This window comes from Arthrobacter sp. MYb213 (assembly GCF_002979915.1).
GTDB lineage: Bacteria > Actinomycetota > Actinomycetes > Actinomycetales > Micrococcaceae > Glutamicibacter.
This window is the reverse complement of the sequence record NZ_PCQA01000005.1, coordinates 35,897-56,904: the sequence shown is the minus strand read 5'-3', so window position 1 is coordinate 56,904 and position 21,008 is coordinate 35,897. Positions and strand designations below refer to the sequence as shown.

Here is a 21,008-nt window from a genome sequence, read left to right as displayed (position 1 = left end):
AGATCTTGTGTTCAATAGCACAGGGAATAATCGGGGCTAAAAGATGAGCTCTTCCAAACGAGACAAGTACTGCTCATCGTCAAGCCCTGGCGTGCGTGCGCACACGGCTCGTACGAGCATTTGTGCAGTGCGCAAAACGTGATTCTGCATGGCGATCTGCGCGCCGGACGAATCACGATTCAAGATTGCGTTCATGAGCTCGTCACGGTCACCCGCTAGATCTTGGCTAGTTCGCGCCTGTGGGATCGTGACCTGCCCATGGGCTAAGACCAAATTGCGCAGCTCTCCGACAATGCCGTCAAGTTTTGCGTTACGCGCCAGCCCAAGTAAGTAAAGATGGAACTTTTTATCCGCCTCTAAGGTGGCGCGGCCATCTCCGGTTTGCCCCACCAGGATCATCTCGTGGTGCAGTTCGCGTAAGACTTCGAGATCAGCTTCACTGGCATTAAGTACCGCACGGGCTGCGGCTGGCGGCTCCACAACCAAGCGAAGTTGGAATACCTCGACAATATCGTCCAAGGAAATCTGATTCACGCGCACACCACGATTTTTCGCGACGGTCACAATGCCTTCTTTTTCGAGCAACTGCAACGCTTCACGTACCGGAGTACGCGAAACTCCAAGCTTCTCAGAAATAGCAATCGCCGAGTAGTGATTGCCCGGCGTCATTTCACCGGAAACAATCGCCGCACGAATCTTGGTGGTGACTTGATCCGTCAATGACTCTTTAGGCAAAATCGGTTGCATGCTACTCATATTGGAAGTCTAACTGTCCGGACTTCAATAACCCCGCAAAACTGACCGATGACCGCGCACCGAGTAGGGTTAAACCGTGACTTCACACAAAATAGCTTCCCTGCCTGAACTGGCTGAGACTCTTCGACTCACGGCGCTGAACGCCGCGCTACAGGCTGCTCCCGTAATACAAGGAGCATTTCGAAACAACATCACCGTTGAAGAGAAAACTAACAGTCATGATCTAGTCACCGCCGTGGACAAGCAAAGCCAGGAGATCATCACCAGCTCGCTGCGTACCGCTTTTCCGGACTCTTGGGTTCTTGGTGAAGAGAATATTGACATGGATTCGGGAACACCGGCGGCCGCCCAAGTGCAATGGATCGTTGATCCAATCGATGGGACCAGCAACTTCGTGCACGGCATTGCGTTTTTTTGCGTCTCTATCGCTGCGGCCATCGACAATCAGTTGGTTGCCGCAGTAATCGTCGACCCGATCTCTGGCGATCAATTTAGTGCTAACGCCGAGGCTGCATTCCTCAACAATCAGCGTCTTAGCCCGGGTCAACGTCCCGAGCAGGCACGAGCGAATCTGATGACCGACTACCCCGGCGCTGAATCCATGATTAAAGACGGACCTCTGGCTTTGGAACTATTCGGAGCATGGATTCACGACTTTGCCACGGTACGTCGCAAAGTGTCGGCCGCGCTGGCGCTCGCGCACGTGGCGGCCGGATGGTGCGACGCTAGTATCGGTTTTGATACCAAACCGTGGGACATCGCCGCCGGCGCACACCTAATTCGGATGGCTGGCGGGACTTATCGAGGTTTGGCTTTCGGCAAACAGGTCACTGCCGATCACCTCTGCGAAGGGTTCATCGCCCAAGGCCCCGGAGCTAATTACGAATCACTCAACAATGCTGCGCTGCGAGTACATCAACTGCGCACTCAGACGCGCTCCAATCAAATCTGACAATAGCGAATTTTTTACCAAAGCAGGGTAATTTCGCTGTCTTCGGTCGTACCATGAGGGCATGGCACCACATATCCAAAGGACTGCACATTCCGCCGTGCAGCATCATGGTGGCGGAGGGGTGATCATCGGAGGTATTGGGGCAATATTGCTCTTCGCGACCTTCGCAGTGATGTTGGCGATCCAGTCTCTGGACTGGGAACCATTGCTCATCGGTGTAAGTATGGGCGTTTCCACATTGCTATTCGGAGTGGTTTACCACTTCACGCATTAGCACAGACACCTTCGGCGCCCCCTTTCGAGGGCGCCGAAACTAGGTGCTATTCCCCTAGGTGGGTCGGCGCAAACATGCGTAGAAGCGTCTGCACAACGATCACATTAGGTCCTTCGCCCGCAAATGATTCACGTAGCGCCTCACCAATCTGATCTACTTCCACCAACCGCGCTGGAACCCCGAACGATTGAGCAAGCGCCACAAAATCGGGACGCGTTAGCTCGGTAGCTGTTGCCTTACCAAAAGCCCCTTCCATATATTCACGCAGAATTCCGTACCCGCCATCATCAACGATTAGCCATGTCACAGGCACGTTGTGTTGCTTCGCGGTGGCCAGCTCAGCGATTGAATACATGGACGAACCATCGCCCGATACAGCTAGAACTCGCGATTGTGCGGCCGAGGCACCCTTGATTTGCAGGCCAATGGAACCGCCAATGGCCGACGGGAATCCAAAGCCTAATCCACCGGCGCCTTGCGCCGAATGGAATTCACCATCGCGAGAGTCCCAGCAGCTCCAGCCCCAGTAAGCCGCAATCGTCATATCCCAGAAGGTCTGCATATCCGCTGGCACCGCTTCACGGATATCGGCCATGAACTTCTGTTCGAGGTCCAGCCCTTGTCCGCGCAATCGGTCCTGCACCTTGCCTAGGGTTTGAGCAACCAGTTGCGCCGGGCTTTGTCCGTGCCAGTCAGGGGTACTAGACAATTCAGTGGCGTTGAGTTTCGAGATTAGAAATTCCAACGCAGTCTTGGCATCAGCGCGGATTCCCAGGGCCGGGGTGTTTGACTCCAGCACCCGTGGCTCGGCATCGATTTGAATCATGTGTCCTCGAGGAGCCAGGGTGAAATAGTTACTGGACACTTCGCCTAGCGACGAGCCCACAACGACCAAGACGTCTGCGTCCTCTAAGACCTCGGTGACGTAGCGGTCCTCCACCCAAGACTGCAAAGAAAGCTCGTGTTCCCAAGGGAATGCACCATTGCCACCAGGGGTACAAAGCACTGGCGCATTAAGCTTCTCGGCGACCTGCAACAGTTCACTTGCTGCTGAGGCCCGTCGCACTCCACCACCGGCGACAATGACTGGTCGTTTAGCATCTGAGAGCCAGCGAACTGCCTCATCAATCAGCTCTACCCGGGGTGGATGCTCATAAGCCTCGGCCAGAGCATCGTGCACGGGTGGAACAAAGACCGGTGCTAGTAGGACGTCCTGCGGCACTTCAACCCAGACCGGACCCATCGGTACGGTTACCGCCTGGGCCCACGCATCTTGGATCGCCGAAGGTATACCGGAGGCGTGATGCACCGTTTGCTGGAACTTGGTGACGTTCGCAGCCGAAGCCTTCTGGTCATCAAGTTGGTGCAACATGCCTTTACGTCGTGCGCCCAAGCCATCCAGCGGGATCTGGCTTGCAATAACCACCATGGGTACACCGGTGGCGTAGGCTTCCTGCAATCCGGCCAGCGACGTCAGTGCTCCGGGGCCGGTGGAAAGGAAAAGTACTCCTACCTCACCGGTGGCGCGACTATAACCATCCGCGGCGAATGCCGAGTTGTTTTCCACCCGCGAAGAAATGAATTGCAGATTGGAGCGGGACAATGCGTCAAAAAGACCCAATGCATGTTGCCCGGGAATCCCGAAGACTGTTTTAGCTCCGAGAGCACTGAGCGTTTCAACAACGAGGTCACCACCGTTACGCTGCACTTCGTTGCTCATTAGCTGTTCTGTCCATTCAGCTGACGGTATTCACTGATCAAGCTGATCAAGTCATAGGTGACGTGCGAGGCCGCAACGCCCGTGAGCTCTGCATGATCATAGGCAGGTGCCACCTCAACGATATCGGCGCCCACAATTTTCATTCCACGCAGGCCGCGCAAAATCTCCAACAGTTCGCGGCTAGTAATACCGCCGGCTTCTGGCGTGCCAGTGCCAGGGGCATGTGCTGGGTCAAGAACGTCGATATCTACCGAGATGTAGAGCGGACGGTTGCCGATACGATCTCGCAGTTTGGCAACAATTTCTTTAACGCCCTGATAGTAGACATCTGAGCTGGTAACGATACCAAAGCCGAAACGCTTGTCATCTTCGAGGTCCTTCTTGCCGTAGAGGGGACCACGGGTTCCCACATGGCAGATCGCTTCAGTATCGAGGATGCCTTCTTCAACAGCACGACGGAATGGTGTGCCGTGGGTATATTCGGCGCCGAAGTAGGTATCCCAAGTGTCCAAGTGCGCATCGAAGTGCAACATAGCTACCGGTGCTCCTGCGCGCTGTGAGGCGGCACGCAGTAAAGGTAGTGCAATGGTGTGGTCACCACCGATAGTCACCAACGTTGCACCGTCCTCGGTCAGCTCCAGTGCGTTGTGTTCGATGGTCTCAATGGCTTCATTGATATTGAACGGGTTGACTGCCATATCCCCAGCGTCGGAGACCTGGCTCAAGGCGAAAGGCCAAACGTCGATGGCCGGGTTATAAGGACGGATCAATCGCGACGATTCACGCACGTGGTTTGCGCCGAAGCGGGCCCCGGGGCGGTAAGAAACACCGGTATCGAACGGAACGCCAACAATTTTGATATCCGACTTTGATACCTGATCTAGGCGTGGCAACCGTGCGTAGGTTCCACCGCCTGCGTAACGGGGAATGACGGCGGCATTGATGGGGCCGATGTTCCCATTTTCTTCGATCCGTACTTCTTTCATGAATGATTCCTCCCGGCACACCCAATCAAGAGTTGCCTAATATGAAACATGAGTTTCCTCCCATGCTATTTATTGGCGCGCCTACCGTCAAGGTGTATTCGTCCAGAATGGGGACAAGTTTGTAAACATTGAGAGCCCCACTCTCCCGCGCTAACGGAAAAGTGAGGCTCTCAAACGGTCACTTAGGCAAATTTTTAGTCGTGTCCATGAGGTCCTGCCTTGGAACATCCAACTCGTCGCGTAGTCGATGCCCCGGCTCGCCCTGCAGGAGAATGACGTGGGCCCCTGCAGACAGACCGAAACATTATCTTGAATATCAAATCTGGACTACAGGCCGCCCTACCCTCTTTCAGGTTGCTTAGCGGCCATGCCGTGCTAAATCCGCGGCACCGATCAACCCGGCATCCGCACCGAGCTGCGCACGGACAATGCGGGCATAGGGTCTATATCCACGTCCCGGGAGGAGTTTTTGGTACGTTGCCTCGGCCGTTGCAATCAGGGAAGTAGAAGCAGATCCCAGTCCCCCACCAATCACCACGACACCAGGATCCAGAACTGCTGCAAGGTTTGAGATCCCCAGTCCTAACCAATGCCCCATCTCTTCAATGAGTTCCATACAGGCTAGGTCACCATCGGCTGCCAAAGATGTCACCATCGCGCCGGTGACCAACGCAGGGTCCGAGGAGCAGGCGTCACGAAGATTATGCGCCCGGGGAGAGTTGAGCCGGACAAGCTCTGCGGCTTCGCGTCCCAGCGCGTTGCCTGAGGCATATTGCTCCCAACACCCGCGGTTGCCGCAGGGGCAGCGGTGCCCCTCTACTACTAAGGTCTGATGGCCGAACTCGCCGGCAACGCCAAAGCTGCCCCGTAAAATTCGATTATCAAAAATGATTGCGCCGCCAATGCCGGTGCCAAGCGTTAGGCAAACGCTGAGCTTTTCGCCGCGTGCGGCACCAAAACGATGCTCTGCCCATCCAGCAGCATCCGCATCATTGTTCAAGCTGACCTGGCGGTTCATTTTAGCTTCGAGACGTTCCAACACCGGCTCATCGCGCCAAGCAAGATGAGGTGAAAAAAGGACGTGAGAGCCACTTCGATTAATCCACCCGGCAGCACCGATACCTACTGGTAGGTGTTGGTTACCATCGCTCAGCTCAGTAACTACGGCGGCGATAGCATCTTCAGTCAAGGCTGCGTTCTGGCCCGGAGTGGGACGGAAACTTCGGCGTAGGATCTGGCCATTACCATCTACAACGCCCCCGGCAATTTTAGTTCCCCCGATGTCGATTCCGATCGCGAGGTTCTCGGCAGGCATGGTTTCCTCCCTCTGAGTGAGCGCTGTCTGGTGGTTAAGCTTTAAAGGACTTCTTACTGCTATCAACTATGGCCCGGTCCACTTCATGGAACCCGAGGGTGAAACCTAACGAGAGTACTAACGACTTGATGGCAATCTCGTCGAGTTCGTCTGCCACATATATGAGTTGTACCGGGCCAGCAAGCACCAGCAGCAACACGGTCCAAAGCCCATATACCCATGAAGTTTTAGCCTGAGCCATCTGTGGGTAGCGTGAGCGCCGGTAAATAGTGCGAAGCCCCAACACTAAAATTACGCCGGCAAGAATCCCTGCACCTAGAATGAAAAAATTACGTTGAGTGCGAATCAACGTCATGGTTACGCCAATGAGGACACCGAGAATTGCAGACATCCACCAATTGGCAGAGCGTAGTTCCGACTGTTCAGCCCGTGGCTCACTTTCCGTCACGGAGCTCCCTTCGGTTATTTAGCGGTGTCGATTAAAGTTGTTAACAGTGTTTCAAGGATACGCTTTGGAATTTATCTAGCTAAAACGGTCAGTTGAGCGTGGTGAAAATTTTCCCCAACAAACCGTTCAACCTCGCTCACAGTAAGAGAGTCCACGTGACTACGGCCGTCTGATCAGTTGTATTTTCCCAACTGTGTGGCTCGCGGCCCGGAAAAGTCACGGTGTCCCCGGCCTGCAATTCGATACGATCCTCGGGCAACACCAAGGTGAAACCTCCGGAAATCACATGCAACACTTCCACTTTGCAGTCCACCGAATATAGTTCGGCTTCACCCGCACCCTGTGGCGCGACCTCAGCCCTAATCATTTGCACACGTGTTTCGGTGCGTGGAGTAACAAGCTGTTCGGTGATTCCCTCACCGCCGAGGGCAATGCGTGGTGCGTCTTGAAGCCTCACTAGTTTTGTTTCGGGTACAGAAAAAAGTTGGCCAATTTCTAGTCCCAACACGTCGCAGAGCTTGAGCAATGTCGACACCGATGGGCTTGTCAGGTCTCGTTCGACCCGAGACAAGAAACCTTTAGTCAACCCCGACATCTCGGCAACTTGGTCGATTGTTAGCCGGCGCGTTTGTCGTACGCCTCGCAAGCGGGCGCCAATATTGATCGCTGTGCCGGTGGGTTCTACGGGCAGTGTTTTCATGCGCTCCCACCATTCTTGTTGCCAAGACTCCACGGATTGGTGGCCCTCGGTCTCAGATGTGGCCAAACCATTCTGATCAGACCCTTACATTGGGTCAGTTTACCAATAGGAAACCCGGACCCGCCTTAAGCAGTCGCGGTCCTGCTAGCCACACCACCTTAATGTCGTTTCGGTGCTATCCATTAGACGCGACTGAAATTAGACTCAGCGCATGGACACCAAAAACGATCCGTCCGCCCAAAGGCTTCGCGCATATTTGAATGAGGCGCGTAGCAACGTGCTGTGGAAGTGCGAGGCGCTGAGCGAAGAACTGGCCCTCCGTCCGATGACGCCTACCGGCACTCACATGCTAGGCATCGTGCACCATCTAGCAGTGACCGAATATGGTTATTTCGGTGAATGTCTAGGGCTGGTCCCTAACGATGATCAGGTACTCCAATTACTGCAAAGCACGGATTCACAAATCGATTTTTTGCCTCCGGCAGATTACTCGGTTCAAGACGTATTAGACCTGTACCGAAAATCCATCGCCTTCGCCGAAGCGGCGTTGGATAATTCAGAGTTATCCTCTCCGGCCCTCATCCCTTGGTGGTCGGTCCATCGCCATAGCACCGTAGAACATCTCATCGTCCATATGATCTCAGAGACCTCTAGGCACGCGGGACAGCTTGATATCGTTCGTGAGTTGCTCGACGGTCAGGTTGGTCTTCGGGAACAGGCCCTAAATCTCCCGAGCTACAGTTCCGCTCAATGGCAAGAACAATATCGGCACTTGCAACAGCTTTCGCAAGAGGCCATCCAGCGTTAGTAGGGCGTCCAGTGGTTACGTCTTCGGCGAGCGCAGGGCCGGTAATCCTAGTATTACGTAGCACTACGCGGGCGCAGCTGGCGTCGGTGTAGCATCGTAATGTTGCTTCACGAGATGCGGCGTCAAGCTCCGACTGGCCGCACACCAACCCCAGGTTCATGGGTGGTTCGGATGAAGAAGCGGTCCGTACGCCGACCGGCTGCGGGCAAGAGCTCTCTTGAGGGTACGTGCTGCCATGAGTATCAATGTTCTTCCGATTATCGATCTGCAAACCGGTCAGGTGCAGTTTCCGCTGCATGGGGTCTGGGTCAGTTATTTTGTTACTAATCCTCGACGTCTCGCCGAATCACTGACGCGCACCGTACAAACCCCTAGTTTTGATGTTTCCCGAGAAGAACTCTCTGTTTTCATCGCATGCTCCGGGCATAATCGCGGTATTGCCCGTGTATTTAGCCTTGCCAAATTCCCAGCTCTGACTTCGCTCACTAAACTGAACAGTTGAACCTACCTCGGATCATTAGCCTGCCTACTAGATCCACTCTGTCTCAGGAGACTCATCCCCGTGATGACCCAAAGCTCAACACCCCAACCAACCAAGGTACAAGTACGTCGCTGGCGTAAATATATGGCCGACGAAGTCGCCGAAGGTGCGATCTACCGCGAACTAGCGGTCAAACGCACCGGGCAAGAACGCCAGATTTTGCGCGGACTGGCCGAAGCCGAAGAACGCCACGAAAACTACTGGCGCGCAAAACTAGGCGAGCATGCCCGACCGGTCCGCCCCTCGCTGCGTCGGACTATGTTGCGTTTCATGGCCCGCCATTTTGGTTCCGTCTTTGTTTTGGCGTTAGCCCAGCGCGCCGAAGGTAATTCTCCCTACGCCACCGATCAAGATGCCGCCCCGCAAATGGCTGCAGATGAACAGGTGCATGAGGAGGTTGTTCGTGCCTTGGCGACCGCGGGCCGAACCCGTCTATCTGGCAACTTCCGCGCAGCGGTCTTCGGAGCCAACGATGGTCTAGTTTCAAATTTGGCGTTGGTCATGGGTATTGGCGCTACGGGGGTGGCGTCCTCATTTGTGCTCTTCTCCGGTATTGCCGGTTTGCTGGCAGGTGCGCTGTCCATGGCAGCCGGCGAGTTCGTCTCGGTGCGCTCCCAACGTGAACTGCTCTCCGCATCACGTCCCACTCAGGTCACACTCTCTGCGGCTCAGAACCTAGATTTGGACGCGAACGAATTGGTCCTGATTTATAAGGCCCGAGGGATGAACGATGAGGATGCAGAGCACCGTGCCGCCGAACGCATGGGTCTATTCACTTGCGATTGCAACCCCTCGTTCTCGCTCCACCCGGAAGTACACTCGGCTGAACTTGAACGCGAACATGAGGAACTTGGATCGGCTCCCGGAGCGGCCATGTCATCCTTTATGTTCTTTGCCTCTGGCGCGGTTATTCCAATTCTTCCCTATATCTTTGGGCTCTCTGGCCTTGCCGCGGTGATTGTAGCCGTCGTCTTAGTCGGTATTGCGTTGCTTCTCACCGGAGGTATTGTCGGTTTGCTCTCCGGGGCTTCCCCAATCAAACGCGGTATGCGTCAGCTTGCCATTGGTTTGGGTGCTGCTGCGGTTACGTACTGTCTGGGTCTGCTCTTCGGAACTTCGGTAGCGTAGCGCTCGCTGCTTGTCTGGCCGTTGCCCATTGGGGCGGCGGCCAGAAGTTTTTTAAAACTGTCTTGTCTCAAGACAGCGGTGACACTTCTGTATCAGGACATCGGTAACACTCGCTGTCTCAAGACTTCGGTAACACTTACCCCTTCTCGGAGCTGGTTCGAAAGCTGACAGTCGCTTGAGCGATACCGACATACTTCGTTCCTTGAGCAGGTCGAGGAAAATCTGCTATCAGCTCACCGTCTTCAGTTGAGACGAGGATATTCTCCGGATCCCAATCCACCAGCACCACGCGCGAACCCATACGGGAGGTCAGGTGGAAGGTGATTTCACCCAGTCTCAATGTTCCGTTCGTGTAGACCTTCATCTTCCGGTGCCCGTTCTCACCCAGAGATTTGATTGCGCCGCGTAGCTTGCCAGGATCAACCACCTGATTGGTAACTGCTGCAGTCTCGGCTCGTGCAATAGCTTCTGTATTGCTGATCGCATCATCAATCCGCTCGGCATACACAGCAACGATTCGGGCTGTGGCATCGGCTTCGATTGCTTGGTCAACCACAGGTAGCTTCAGGCCGGAGCCCCCATCGCTGGGGCGAGGCTCTGCCGCGAGCTCGGTAGCATCCCACGATTGTTGAGGCGTAATCCTCCCCGGCAACCCTTGGTGAGGACGCTGGGTGTTGTAGATCAGGTCGAAGCGATCCACGAATTCTTGCAGTTGCTCAAGGCTCTGCGCGATTGGCTGCTTGTCCAGCCATTTGAACAGGGTCTGATGGAAGCGCTCGTTCTTGCCCTGAGTGGTAGGCCGTCCCGGCTTACCAGTGATGGCCTTGACGCCCAAGGAAGTTACATACGCGACCAGCTGACCGACCCACCCATGGCGAGATGGATTTAGGGCCAGCCCGTTGTCTGATAAGAGCCTTTGCGGAACACCATGTGCTGCGATACCTTTGCGCATCACAATCAAGGCGTCTTCACTGTTTTCGCTGCGTGCCACATGCGTGGCGACGGCCAAACGGGAATGATCGTCTTGCAGTTGGAAGATCACGCATTTACGCCCACCGGTGAGGACATACTCCGTAGCATCCAGCTGCCAACAAGCATTCGGTGCCGGATAGACGAAACGGCGGTACGCAGCGCGTGGCCGCTTATTCGGAGAGGAACGAGCCACGTTCATTTCACGAAAAGTTCTCGCTAATGAAGCGATGGACGGCGCCGGGAAACCCAAGGAAATCATCTTGTCATGCACACTGATCGGGCCGTGGTCCAGACCGGAGGCTTCTAACGCAGCACGTACTGCTACCGCCTGCTTTTTGGAGTCTTCGGTGATTCGGGTCGGAGAGGTTTTCGGGCGGCGTGAACGCGGCTCCAAGACGGCGTCTTGCCCATCGGCTTTGGCGATCGCACGGAGCTTGTAGAAGGTTTTGCGGCTGAGTTGATGCTCGTCGCAGAACGTGGTCACGGCACCACGTGGGGCATCATCAGGCCATTGGGCTATTGCTAGACGGGTCCGCGGATCAACCGGTTCGTTACTCTTCACTGACCTAGTCGAGCGGATGCAGCGGGTTTCATGCCAGTTACTGCTGGAAGTTATTAATTATGGGTGGAAGTGTCACCACTAAAAACCCCGGAACTGTCACCGATGTGTTGATACAGAACTGTCACCGATGTCCTGCGACATAACAAAGTTTTTTAAAACCGTGTGCGGCGACGCAACGGAGTCATGGTTTCAATGAATGCGACCGCTTCATCCACGGTGTCTACCAACGCAATTCGCTCTTCCATGGCGCGGCCCACGGCCAGCGCTTGCAACAGAGGCCAGACCGGTAGCTCCTCGCGCCAATGTTTGTCTCCGACCAAGACGATAGGGGTGACGCGCGCACCGGTCGCATAGTAGTTTTCGCAGGCATCTTGGAAAATTTCTTGGACGGTCCCGGCGGCTCCTGGCAACACTATGATTCCGCCGTTTGATTGTTCGAGCAAGATCGCTTCACGAATTGAATTCGTGAAGAACTTGGCAATATGCGTGGCAAAGAGGTTCGGAGGCTCATGCCCATAAAACCAGGTGGGAACGCCCAACGAATGATTTTTGCTAGGAAATTGCTCACGCACTCGTACCGCCGTGCGCGCCCACAAGGTGCGGTGACGGATGGCATCAGGCGCCTGCGCCAAAATGTCCAACGCCGCAACGATGTCTTGGGGCTCATAGTCTGCAAGCCAAGCACCTGCATTGGCGGCTTCCATCGCACCAGGACCTCCACCGGTCACAATCGAATAGCCCGTACGGGTGAGGCTGGCCCCTAGCTTAACTGCATCGGCAAATTCTTGGGTTCCGCGTTGAACCGCATGCCCACCCATGACCCCAATCATCGGGGTGTTGGCGAAAACTCCGTCGTACACCGCGTTTAACATTGCCTGCCCAATATGGTGGTCATGCAATGTGCTAGCCATCGCCATGTCGTCCGTAGCAAATTTCAGCGGTGATTTAGCTTGTGAATAGGTATATATCTGCGCATCAGGCACCTGCGCATATGGAACTTCTTTGATCCCTGAATACAGTTCATACGGGGTATATAAATCTCGTTCGGAAATGTCAAAAGGCAGTTGCGCTCCGCTACTCATGCAAAGCCCACCGGTAGCTTCAACCAGAGCACGCCCATGGGAGGAGAAGACACAATCGATAAAAAGACAGTCTGCTAGATCAAGAGCACCCAGGACCGAGTCTCTTGTCTGCAAATCAACCCGGTGTACACGCCAGTTCCTGGCACGTGCCAACTGGGTATCGAGAGCTTCGGCGGCTAGCCTGTCGAATTCCACCAAAGTGGTGATATTGACTGCACGGGCGGGGATATACGGCCACACTTGAGACATGTAACTAAGCTACCGCGAATACGGGTGATTATTCACAGTTAGGGTTCTCAACTTCCACCAGCGCGCGGAACGTGAAACGATGAGAGGATGACTGATTCTGTGCCACCACTCATCGACGCAAGGCACCTACTGGCGTACTTGGGCGACGTTCCATTCTTCTTCGGGCAGCAGCTCGCCAAAAAAGACGAATCGGTAGTTGACGTCGCTTTTGATGAAAGCAGTAGCGTCATCTCCGGCACTATCGTAGAAGACGACCAGCAGTTTGCCTCCACTATCACGGTGGTTCGAAGTGCAACTGGCTGGACCGTAGAAAGTACCGACTGCAGTTGTAACAAAGGATCGGTCTGCCCTCATGTCGCGGCTCTCGCGCTGACTGCAAATAAGATTGCAAACCAACCACGTCCGTCAATGGCCGAGGCGAAAAGAACCGTTTCTGCTTGGTCAACTCAGGTAGATACCTGGTTTGAGGAACCAGAACCGGGTCCATCCGAGGGACTCTTAGGTTCTCCCAATGATCCTGTAGTGGCTATGGCCCTGCAGTTCATGGTTTTTGACTCTAAAAATACTTCTCAGCAACAACAGTGGATGCCCTCCGGTTCGGTGCCACACCCCACTCGGAACAAGCGATTCCGCTTAGGCGTTCGCCCCATGGTGCGTAATTCTGAGGGCCGCTGGGTTCGTGGCCAGCTTCGGTGGACCACCATTGCCTTTAAAACTTACGGCTGGAACTTGCTTCGCGGCCAGCACCATTGGTTTACTCGCTTTGCAGCCCTGGCACGGGGCAATACACAGCTGCAGTTCAAGGTCGATGAAGATTGGCTGTTTTTAGACGAGTACGCTTCCAACTTGTTGTGGCCAATGCTCGACGAGGCGCAAGAGCTTGGAATCGAGCTCATTGCCACCCGTCACGAGACCACCGTAAACATTGATCGCCAGTCTCGTTTTGAGCTTCTGGCCAGCCTGACGGAAGATCAGTCTCTCAACGTTGCGGGCCAACTGCACATTGCTGGACAAAGCCTAAGCCTTAACGCAGAGTCCCCCGCGGGAACCGTCGCTGATCATGGTTTTTACGTCGAACTTGATGCTCCAGACCAAATATGGTTGGCGCCTAGCGACGAAATAATTCCTGCCCAGCACCGCCGTTGGTACCAGAATCGTGAACCGCTACAGATCCCTGCAGACCAAATGCAGGACTTCTTTAATGAGTCGTATGCTCGACTTGCGCGCCGCTTTAGCTTGCGCAGCATTAGTGAAGGACTGGTACTGCCCTCGCTGGCGCCACCTGAGGTTCATGCCACGGTGAATTTCAGTCGTGAAGAACAAGCCGACGGCACGGTCAAAGATTCGGCAGCTATTTACTTCCAGATCCGGTACCCAGGGGTCCCCTACGACCACGAAGTTTATGATGCGCAAGCAGAGCAAGCGCTATACCGGACCGTTAACGACGTTTTTGAGAAGCACACCGACACCAGCAACCACGATCTGTCCTCAAGGTTCTTCGCCGGAGAACATATGATCACGTTCGTTTCGGATCTGCTTCCTGCGCTGCGCGGTCTATCCATTATGAAAATCACTGAGGAAGGAATCCGCCCGGTATACCGTCAGCTGCGTGAACTTCCACAGCTGAAAATCAATGCCGTGAGCCACGAACGTAATGACTGGCTGGACTTAGGCTTGCTCATCACCGTTGGTGACCACGAGGTTCCTTTCTCCACCATCATGGAGGCACTGACCAGCGGTTCCATGAAGGTCAAGCTGCCCGACAACACCTGGTTCTCATTGGATCATCCTCTGTTTGCCAAGCTGAAGTCGCTTGTCGACGAAGCACAATCCCTCAACGACAAACCAAAAGACGCGGACTTGAAGCTCTCAGTCTTCCAAGTCTCGCTCTTTGACGAGTTTGATGAGCTGGCCGAAGGTATCGACGGGGCTGACCTCTTTATAGGGCGCATGCGTTCGCTGCTACGTGTGGCAGAGGGCGAAGAAGCTCAAGTACCGGACACCCTTAACGCTACGCTTCGCCCTTACCAGGTTGAGGGATTCCAGTGGCTTGCGCGTCTGTATCAAGGCGGATTCGGCGGAATCCTCGCCGATGATATGGGGCTGGGTAAAACCTTGCAGACCATTGCTTTGATGCTTCATGCCCGCAAACTCTGGGACGACCCAGAGCATATGGCCACTCTTCCCGCAGCACAACGAATGAGCGCGCCGTTCCTTGTCGTGGCTCCAAGCTCGGTTGTATCAAACTGGGAGATGGAAATTAAACGATTCGCCCCAAGTTTGAGGGTGATTACGGTGGAGGGAACTTTCGGTTCAGAACATGAGCTGAAAGAACTGGTGGCAAACTATGATGTCATCCTGACGACCTACACCTTGCTTCGCCTGAACGATGAGGTCTATGAGGGGCAACGCTTTGCTGGCCTTATTCTCGATGAGGCACAGTTCGTGAAGAACCGTTCAACGAAGGCTCACCGCAGTGCGGTCAATATCCAGACAAACTTCAAACTGGCTGTGACTGGTACTCCTATGGAGAATAACCTCTCTGAACTAGGGGCATTGTTGTCTCTGACCTCCCCGTCGCTGTTCATGAACTCCAGTCGTTTTAACCGTCAGTTTGCTCGACCTATCGAGGTGCTCGGCGATCGCGAAACGCTACAGCTTTTACAGCGCCGCGTGAAGCCATTCATGCTGCGCCGTACCAAGGAGTCTGTGGTGCTGGACCTTCCTGCTAAGCAGGAGCAGCAGGTCCTAGTTCGTTTGAGTGACGAACATCAGCATGTCTATGACACTCATCTGAACCGCGAACGCCAGAAAATTCTGCACTTGGTTGAAGACCTGGACCGCAACCGCTTTACGATCTTCCAGTCGCTCACTCATTTGCGGATGCTTGCGTTGGAACCATCCCTAGTGGATCCTGAACTTTCAGAGATCCCAGGTTCGAAACTGGAAGCGCTCTTTGAGCAACTTGAGGATGTGCTTAGCGAAAATCACCGCGCCTTGGTCTTCTCGCAGTTCACCTCTTACTTGAAGATTTTTGCTGCGAAGCTAGAAGCGCAGGGTATTCCCTATGTGTATCTGGATGGCAATACTCGAAACCGCGCCAAGGTAATCGAGCAGTTCAAGGACGGCGAAGCTCCATTGTTCTTGATCTCGCTGAAAGCCGGTGGTTTCGGTTTGAACCTGACCGAGGCTGATTACTGCTTCCTCCTTGATCCATGGTGGAACCCTGCCGTGGAAGCTCAAGCCATTGACCGCACACACCGCATCGGTCAGACCCGTCAGGTGATGGTCTATCGCATGATTGCTCAGGGAACCATTGAGGAAAAGGTGGTGGCCTTGCAGGACACCAAACGGAAGCTGATCTCTACCGTGATGGATGAGGCCGATGGTTTTTCCAAGGCTTTGACGGCTCAGGATATTCGCGGGCTGCTTGAGTAACAGCTTGATTACATCTGTGCTGTTTGACGGGCTTTTACCAGCGAATCGCGCTATATTCAATATGTCTCGTTGCGTGTTCTCTGCCACACTGAGCGTACGCAAAGAGGTAGCCTCGGAGGTCTTCTCCGGTGGCATAACGCAAGATGAAGGCGGTTATAACCGTGTCCCTGATTAAATCGGAGACTCTGAGTGCACCGAGCGACGACTGGATGAGCGCGTCGGTGAGCACCGAACAAGACCGTGTGGTGATTGAAACCGAGCAGGAACGTCTATCCCTAGACAACGAACGACTCCTGGAAAAAATCCGGCGAGTTATCGCTTCGCCGCTCGAGGAGATTTTCTATAACCCGAAGCACCGCATGCTGTTAATTCCGGGAGCCTTCGCTGTCATCGGCTCCTCCTTTTTGAGGGTAGACACCGATGCGGCGGCTGGCCTACGCGGCTAGTATTCTTCCCACCGTATGCCCCAAGATACCTACAGGCAGTCTTGGGGCATCTTTATGCCCTGAAACTTCGTGAAAAACGTGCGTTATCCGAAGACTACTGAGGGAAAGTCTTGGCATTTGCCTCATTCAGGACACTGCTAATCTTCATTTTTCCGACGTTTTCGCTAGCTATCCGACTCGATATCCCAAGTATTGACGAGCACTAACCCTTGAACCGCCGTAGCAGAAACCAACCACGAGACTTTGAAACTGGGCAGATCTCGGTTTGATCTGTGTTATATATCGCAAATTCCTCATGGAAGGACTGGGCTATATCTGCTGGTTCTCGGTTATTATTCCCTTCTGCACGTTGATAATTCGACGTGGTTGATCCTAAAATTTCGACGTGAAACTAGCCGCGCAGATCGATTGCATTATGCAACTAATCGCCTAGTCAGCCTATATTCCTCGGGGTTCTTCCGTATTGCAATTGGACTCATGGAGCATGGCGCAACATTCGAGCCCCGCTGACTCGGATGCATTAACCTCCAAAACCAATACAAATGCTTTACTCCACGCGCAAGTGCCATTGCGTATTTTGCTAGTCTTGTTGCTTGTCCGATTATGCACTTCATCGTTCGTTGAGCAATCGTCGCCAGTGATCTGGGGAGAATTCGATCCAGCCTGCAGAAAGTTTCTGAGGCTAGGCCATCATGTGGCACGATTCCCCGTAGCCTTTCAGCACAGGAAAGCTGAGCGACCTAGAGCATACGAGAAGATTAAGAAAGATATGAGGAGTGAAGCTTATGGAAGCAGCGAATACTCGTGGGCCGAAATTTTTCAAGAAACGCCGGCTGAAGGTAGAGGACGTCAACGTTGTTGACGATTCGATGCTCAAAAAAGCAATCGGCGGTACCGTTGTCGGCAACTTGATGGAATGGTACGACGTCGGCGTCTACGGATACCTAGCGGTAATTATCGGCAAGTTATTCATGCCAGATACCGTTGCCCCGTCCATGCAGACCCTATTTAGCCTCGGTGTTTTCGCCGTAACCTTCGTGGCACGCCCACTAGGCGGCGTCATCCTTGGACAGCTCGGTGACCGTGTCGGCCGCCAGAAGATTCTTGTCTTCACACTCCTTATGATGGCCTTGGCGACGTTTGGCATCGGTATTTTGCCAGACTACTCAGTTTGGGGCGTCGCAGCACCAATTCTTCTCGTCGTCCTGAAGCTGGTTCAGGGCTTCTCCACCGGTGGTGAGTATGCCGGCGCCACAACCTTTATCACCGAGTATGCACCGGATAAGCGTCGCGGTTACTATGCGTCGCTTCTGGATCTCGGCTCATACATGGGCTTTGCCGTGGGTGCAGCCTTCGTCTCGATCCTCCAGCTAACCCTCACCGAAGACGTGATGGAAGGCTTCGCTTGGCGCATACCGTTCTTAGTTGCCTTGCCCCTTGGTGTCATCGCCCTGTGGTTCCGTTCCAAGATCGAGGACACTCCAGCATTCAAGGAAGCTCAGGAAGCAGCCAATCAGGTCAGCGACGACGCCAAGAACTCTGCAGATGCTCCGAAGGGTGTCATCGACCTGGTCAAATCCTATTGGCGTGAACTGCTCACCGGTTTCGTTTTGGTTTCAGCGGCAAACACCGCGGGCTACGCACTAACCAGCTATATGCCAACGTATCTGACTGAAACCTTGAAGTACGATCCGGTGCACGGTAACTTGCTGACCTTGCCTATTCTGGTGGGCATGTCTTTGTGCATCCCATTAGCGGGCCACTTATCGGACAAGATCGGTCGCCGTCGCGTGCTGTTCATCGGTTCGGTCTCCGCGGTGCTACTAGCCGCTCCGGCATTCTTGTTCATGATGCACGGAGCCATCTGGTCCACTCTGCTTGGCCTAGCCCTACTGGCGATCCCAGTGACATTCTACGTCTCTAACCTCGCCTCCTCGCTGCCTGCGCTGTTCCCTACCTCTTCTCGCTATGGTGGAATGGGGATCTCGTATAACTTTGCAGTCGCTATTTTTGGTGGCTTCGCTCCGTTCATCATGCAAGCCCTTGTGACAATGTCAGGCTCTTCACTGGCTCCTGCCTTCTGGGTTATGGGGACGTCCGTAGCCGGCTTTATTGCCGTGTGTTTCCTCAAAGAATCAGCACGCAAACCACTTCCGGGTTCTATGCCGTCGGTAGCTACCGATGCTGAAGCCGTTGAACTAGTGAAAACTCAGGATGAAAATCCAGATCTTGACGTTGATGCTTTATTTGATGAGGCACCAGCGAACCCCTAACGCACTGGTTTTTGATTGACCAACGGCCACCGTCCCAGATATCTGGGACGGTGGCCGTTGGTTTCTGCTCTGTCTATTCCCCTGGGATCCCGCAACACTGCGAACCCTATAAAATCTTCACGGGATACAGAAAGGGCCTGGTTGCGGATCTTTACCGATCCGCAACCAGGCCCTCAACTTAGTTTCAGCTTAGAGAGCAGCGAAAACTTCGCGTAGCAAGCGAGCAGCCTCTGAAGGAGTCTTGCCCACCTTCACGCCTGCAGCTTCCAAAGCTTCCTTCTTTGCCTGAGCGGTACCGGCAGAGCCGGAGACGATGGCGCCTGCGTGGCCCATGGTCTTACCCTCTGGGGCGGTGAAGCCAGCCACGTAGCCAACAACTGGCTTGGTGACGTTAGCCTTGATGTACTCAGCGGCGCGCTCTTCAGCATCGCCACCGATTTCACCGATCATGACAATAGCCTTGGTCTCTGGGTCAGCTTCGAACGCTGCCAGTGCATCGATGTGGGTGGTGCCGATCACTGGGTCACCGCCGATTCCGATTGCGGTCGAGAAGCCAAGATCGCGCAGTTCGTACATCATCTGGTAGGTCAGGGTACCGGACTTGGAAACCAAGCCGATTGGGCCCTTCTGGGTGATGTTGTTCGGGGTGATACCGACCAACGCTTCACCTGGGGTGATGATACCTGGGCAGTTAGGCCCGATGATGCGGGTGATCTGGTTACCGTCGGCGTCAACCTTCGACTGTGCCAGAGCCCAGAACTCAGCGGAGTCCTGTACTGGAACACCTTCGGTGATGACAACAACGAGACCAACTTCAGCCTCGATAGCCTCAACTACAGCGTCCTTGGTGAACTTAGGTGGCACGAAGACGATCGATACGTCTGCGCCGGTTTCAGCCTTGGCCTCAGCCACGGTGCCGTACACCTTGATGTCCTGGTCACCGTGGGTGACGGTGGTGCCAGCCTTGCGGGCGTTCACGCCACCGACAATGTTGGTGCCAGCCTTGAGCATCAGGGCGGTGTGCTTGGTGCCTTCGCCGCCGGTGATGCCCTGGACGATGACCTTAGAGTCCTTGTTCAGGTAAATGCTCATTGTTCGCTTATCCCTCTTACTTCGCTGCGTTGGCGAGCTCGGCAGCCTTGTCGGCGCCCTCATCCATGGTTGCTGCCACAGTTACCAATGGGTGGTTGGCTTCGGCCAAGATGGCGCGACCCTCTTCAACGTTGTTGCCGTCTAGACGAACAACCAGTGGCTTGTTCGCTGCGTCACCCAAGGTGTTCAGCGCGCCAACGATGCCGTTTGCGACAGCGTCACACGCGGTAATGCCACCGAAGACGTTAACGAAGACCGACTTGACCTGTGGGTCGTTCAGGATGACGTCAAGGCCATTAGCCATGACCTCAGCCGATGCTCCACCACCAATGTCCAAGAAGTTAGCAGGCTTGACCGAACCGTGGTTCTCGCCAGCGTAGGCAACAACGTCAAGGGTCGACATAACTAGGCCAGCACCGTTACCGATGATGCCTACTTCGCCGTCCAGCTTGACGTAGTTCAGGCCTGCTGCTGCAGCCTTGGCTTCCAGTGGATCAGCCGCGTCCTTGTCTTCCAGAGCTTCGTGATCTGGGTGACGAACCTCGGAGGCGTTCTCATCCAGGGACACCTTGCCATCAAGGGCAACGATGTCACCGGCACCGGTCTTCACCAGTGGGTTAACCTCAACGAGGGTGGCGTCTTCTTCCTTGAATACAACCCAGAGCTTCTGGATGGTATCTGCGACCTTGGCGCGCAGTTCTTCAGGGAAGTTAGCTTCAGCGACGATCTCGGCAGCCTTGGCTGCATCGATGCCAACCAACGGGTCAACGGCGACCTTAGCCAAAGCGTCGGGGCGCTCGACAGCGAGCACCTCGATCTCCATGCCACCTTCTACCGAGCACATGGCCAGGTAGTTTCGGTTTGCACGGTCCAGCAGTACCGAGAAGTAGAACTCCTCAGCAATGTCGGCGCCCTGAGCGATCATGACCTTATTGACGGTGTGGCCCTTGATGTCCATACCGAGAATGTTGGTTGCGTGCTCGAAAGCTTCGTCTGCGGTCTTGGCAACTTTAACGCCGCCAGCCTTACCGCGGCCGCCAACCTTGACCTGTGCCTTAACTACAACTACGCCGCCAATCTTCTCAGCTGCGGCTTTAGCTTCTTCCGGGGTGTAAGCGACGATGCCGGCAAGCACGGGAACGCCGTGTGCCTCGAATAGATCGCGCGCCTGGTACTCATACAGGTCCACGGGTTTGTGTCCTTCGTTCGAAGTTCATGCTGACTCGCGACATGGCCATAGATCGAGATCTATGCCATGCCTTAGAG

Annotated in this window: 18 protein-coding genes and 1 riboswitch; of the genes, 8 read left to right on the top strand and 10 right to left on the bottom strand. The window is 54.6% G+C overall.

All coding sequences use genetic code 11. From position 1 onward, the window contains the following. Window positions 1–36: 36 nt before the first annotated feature. Entirely contained in the window at window positions 37–756 is a 720-nt protein-coding gene (locus CQ011_RS12695) for a GntR family transcriptional regulator (protein WP_105678098.1), read from the bottom strand. 76 nt (window positions 757–832) lie between these two features. Between CQ011_RS12695 and CQ011_RS12690 the strand changes: the two genes are divergently transcribed. Continuing rightward, window positions 833–1,708 (top strand): inositol monophosphatase family protein, encoded by an 876-nt coding sequence (locus CQ011_RS12690; protein ID WP_105678097.1) that lies wholly within the window; start codon window positions 833–835, stop codon window positions 1,706–1,708. Between the two features lie 61 nt (window positions 1,709–1,769). Beyond that, the gene (locus CQ011_RS17690) at window positions 1,770–1,982 is read left to right on the top strand and encodes a hypothetical protein (protein WP_146112616.1); all 213 of its coding nucleotides are present in this window, start codon (window positions 1,770–1,772) and stop codon (window positions 1,980–1,982) included. A gap of 46 nt (window positions 1,983–2,028) precedes the next feature. Here the strand turns inward: CQ011_RS17690 and CQ011_RS12685 are convergent, their stop codons facing one another. The 5 genes from CQ011_RS12685 to CQ011_RS12665 form a co-directional block, all read right to left on the bottom strand. After that, a complete protein-coding gene (locus tag CQ011_RS12685; protein ID WP_105678096.1) occupies window positions 2,029–3,702 on the bottom strand; it encodes a thiamine pyrophosphate-binding protein in 1,674 nt (557 codons plus the stop codon). Beyond that, entirely contained in the window at window positions 3,702–4,688 is a 987-nt protein-coding gene (speB, locus tag CQ011_RS12680; RefSeq protein ID WP_105678095.1) for an agmatinase, read from the bottom strand. The genes CQ011_RS12685 and speB overlap by 1 nt, the downstream gene beginning before the upstream one ends. Before the next feature lie 358 nt (window positions 4,689–5,046). Then, window positions 5,047–6,003: an ROK family protein gene (locus CQ011_RS12675; protein WP_105678094.1), complete on the bottom strand. Its 957-nt coding sequence runs from the start codon at window positions 6,001–6,003 to the stop codon at window positions 5,047–5,049. Between the two features lie 34 nt (window positions 6,004–6,037). Further along, entirely contained in the window at window positions 6,038–6,394 is a 357-nt protein-coding gene (locus tag CQ011_RS12670; protein WP_146112615.1) for a hypothetical protein, read from the bottom strand. Window positions 6,395–6,587: 193 nt separating this feature from the next. Then, window positions 6,588–7,151, bottom strand: a complete 564-nt coding sequence (locus CQ011_RS12665) for a helix-turn-helix domain-containing protein (RefSeq protein WP_105678092.1) — start codon at window positions 7,149–7,151, stop codon at window positions 6,588–6,590. 211 nt (window positions 7,152–7,362) lie between these two features. Between CQ011_RS12665 and CQ011_RS12660 the strand changes: the two genes are divergently transcribed. The 3 genes from CQ011_RS12660 (at window position 7,363) to CQ011_RS12650 (ending at window position 9,628) form a co-directional block, all read left to right on the top strand. Continuing rightward, a complete protein-coding gene (locus tag CQ011_RS12660) occupies window positions 7,363–7,959 on the top strand; it encodes a DinB family protein (protein ID WP_105678091.1) in 597 nt (198 codons plus the stop codon). A gap of 105 nt (window positions 7,960–8,064) precedes the next feature. Then, window positions 8,065–8,177, top strand: a riboswitch (SAM riboswitch). Window positions 8,178–8,194: 17 nt separating this feature from the next. After that, window positions 8,195–8,461, top strand: a complete 267-nt coding sequence (locus tag CQ011_RS12655; protein WP_105678090.1) for a hypothetical protein — start codon at window positions 8,195–8,197, stop codon at window positions 8,459–8,461. 63 nt (window positions 8,462–8,524) lie between these two features. Continuing rightward, window positions 8,525–9,628: a VIT1/CCC1 transporter family protein gene (locus CQ011_RS12650; RefSeq protein WP_105678089.1), complete on the top strand. Its 1,104-nt coding sequence runs from the start codon at window positions 8,525–8,527 to the stop codon at window positions 9,626–9,628. 136 nt (window positions 9,629–9,764) lie between these two features. Here the strand turns inward: CQ011_RS12650 and CQ011_RS12645 are convergent, their stop codons facing one another. After that, the gene (locus CQ011_RS12645) at window positions 9,765–11,162 is read right to left on the bottom strand and encodes an integrase core domain-containing protein (RefSeq protein WP_105678088.1); all 1,398 of its coding nucleotides are present in this window, start codon (window positions 11,160–11,162) and stop codon (window positions 9,765–9,767) included. Window positions 11,163–11,314: 152 nt separating this feature from the next. Next, window positions 11,315–12,493, bottom strand: a complete 1,179-nt coding sequence (locus tag CQ011_RS12640; RefSeq protein ID WP_105678087.1) for an LOG family protein — start codon at window positions 12,491–12,493, stop codon at window positions 11,315–11,317. 87 nt (window positions 12,494–12,580) lie between these two features. Here CQ011_RS12640 and CQ011_RS12635 point away from each other — a divergent pair, with 87 nt between their 5' ends. The 3 genes from CQ011_RS12635 to CQ011_RS12625 all read left to right on the top strand — a co-directional run bounded on the left by CQ011_RS12635 (window position 12,581) and on the right by CQ011_RS12625 (window position 18,650). Continuing rightward, window positions 12,581–15,931 (top strand): DEAD/DEAH box helicase, encoded by a 3,351-nt coding sequence (locus CQ011_RS12635; RefSeq protein WP_105678086.1) that lies wholly within the window; start codon window positions 12,581–12,583, stop codon window positions 15,929–15,931. Between the two features lie 161 nt (window positions 15,932–16,092). Next, a complete protein-coding gene (locus CQ011_RS12630) occupies window positions 16,093–16,377 on the top strand; it encodes a hypothetical protein (RefSeq protein ID WP_105678085.1) in 285 nt (94 codons plus the stop codon). Window positions 16,378–17,162: 785 nt separating this feature from the next. Then, window positions 17,163–18,650 (top strand): MFS transporter, encoded by a 1,488-nt coding sequence (locus tag CQ011_RS12625; RefSeq protein WP_105678084.1) that lies wholly within the window; start codon window positions 17,163–17,165, stop codon window positions 18,648–18,650. A 189-nt stretch (window positions 18,651–18,839) separates the two neighbouring features. On the opposite strand, the gene sucD is transcribed toward CQ011_RS12625, so the two are convergent. Continuing rightward, window positions 18,840–19,742 carry a succinate--CoA ligase subunit alpha gene (gene sucD / locus CQ011_RS12620; protein ID WP_105678083.1) on the bottom strand — a complete coding sequence of 301 codons (903 nt, stop codon included), beginning with the start codon at window positions 19,740–19,742 and terminating at the stop codon, window positions 18,840–18,842. Window positions 19,743–19,758: 16 nt separating this feature from the next. Continuing rightward, window positions 19,759–20,931 (bottom strand): ADP-forming succinate--CoA ligase subunit beta, encoded by a 1,173-nt coding sequence (gene sucC, locus CQ011_RS12615; RefSeq protein ID WP_105678082.1) that lies wholly within the window; start codon window positions 20,929–20,931, stop codon window positions 19,759–19,761. Between the last annotated feature and the right edge of the window lie 77 nt (window positions 20,932–21,008).

Bases quoted from the DNA above. Each gene is read 5' to 3' on its own strand.
- CQ011_RS12695 (WP_105678098.1), bottom strand. From the start codon at position 756: ATGAGTAGCATGCAACCGATTTTGCCTAAAGAGTCATTGACGGATCAA.
- CQ011_RS17690 (WP_146112616.1), top strand. From the start codon at position 1,770: ATGGCACCACATATCCAAAGGACTGCACATTCCGCCGTGCAGCATCAT.
- CQ011_RS12685 (WP_105678096.1), bottom strand. From the start codon at position 3,702: ATGAGCAACGAAGTGCAGCGTAACGGTGGTGACCTCGTTGTTGAAACG.
- speB (WP_105678095.1), bottom strand. From the start codon at position 4,688: ATGAAAGAAGTACGGATCGAAGAAAATGGGAACATCGGCCCCATCAAT.
- CQ011_RS12675 (WP_105678094.1), bottom strand. From the start codon at position 6,003: ATGCCTGCCGAGAACCTCGCGATCGGAATCGACATCGGGGGAACTAAA.
- CQ011_RS12670 (WP_146112615.1), bottom strand. From the start codon at position 6,394: ATGTCTGCAATTCTCGGTGTCCTCATTGGCGTAACCATGACGTTGATT.
- CQ011_RS12665 (WP_105678092.1), bottom strand. From the start codon at position 7,151: ATGAAAACACTGCCCGTAGAACCCACCGGCACAGCGATCAATATTGGC.
- CQ011_RS12660 (WP_105678091.1), top strand. From the start codon at position 7,363: ATGGACACCAAAAACGATCCGTCCGCCCAAAGGCTTCGCGCATATTTG.
- CQ011_RS12655 (WP_105678090.1), top strand. From the start codon at position 8,195: ATGAGTATCAATGTTCTTCCGATTATCGATCTGCAAACCGGTCAGGTG.
- CQ011_RS12650 (WP_105678089.1), top strand. From the start codon at position 8,525: ATGACCCAAAGCTCAACACCCCAACCAACCAAGGTACAAGTACGTCGC.
- CQ011_RS12640 (WP_105678087.1), bottom strand. From the start codon at position 12,493: ATGTCTCAAGTGTGGCCGTATATCCCCGCCCGTGCAGTCAATATCACC.
- CQ011_RS12635 (WP_105678086.1), top strand. From the start codon at position 12,581: ATGACTGATTCTGTGCCACCACTCATCGACGCAAGGCACCTACTGGCG.
- CQ011_RS12625 (WP_105678084.1), top strand. From the start codon at position 17,163: ATGGAAGCAGCGAATACTCGTGGGCCGAAATTTTTCAAGAAACGCCGG.
- sucD (WP_105678083.1), bottom strand. From the start codon at position 19,742: ATGAGCATTTACCTGAACAAGGACTCTAAGGTCATCGTCCAGGGCATC.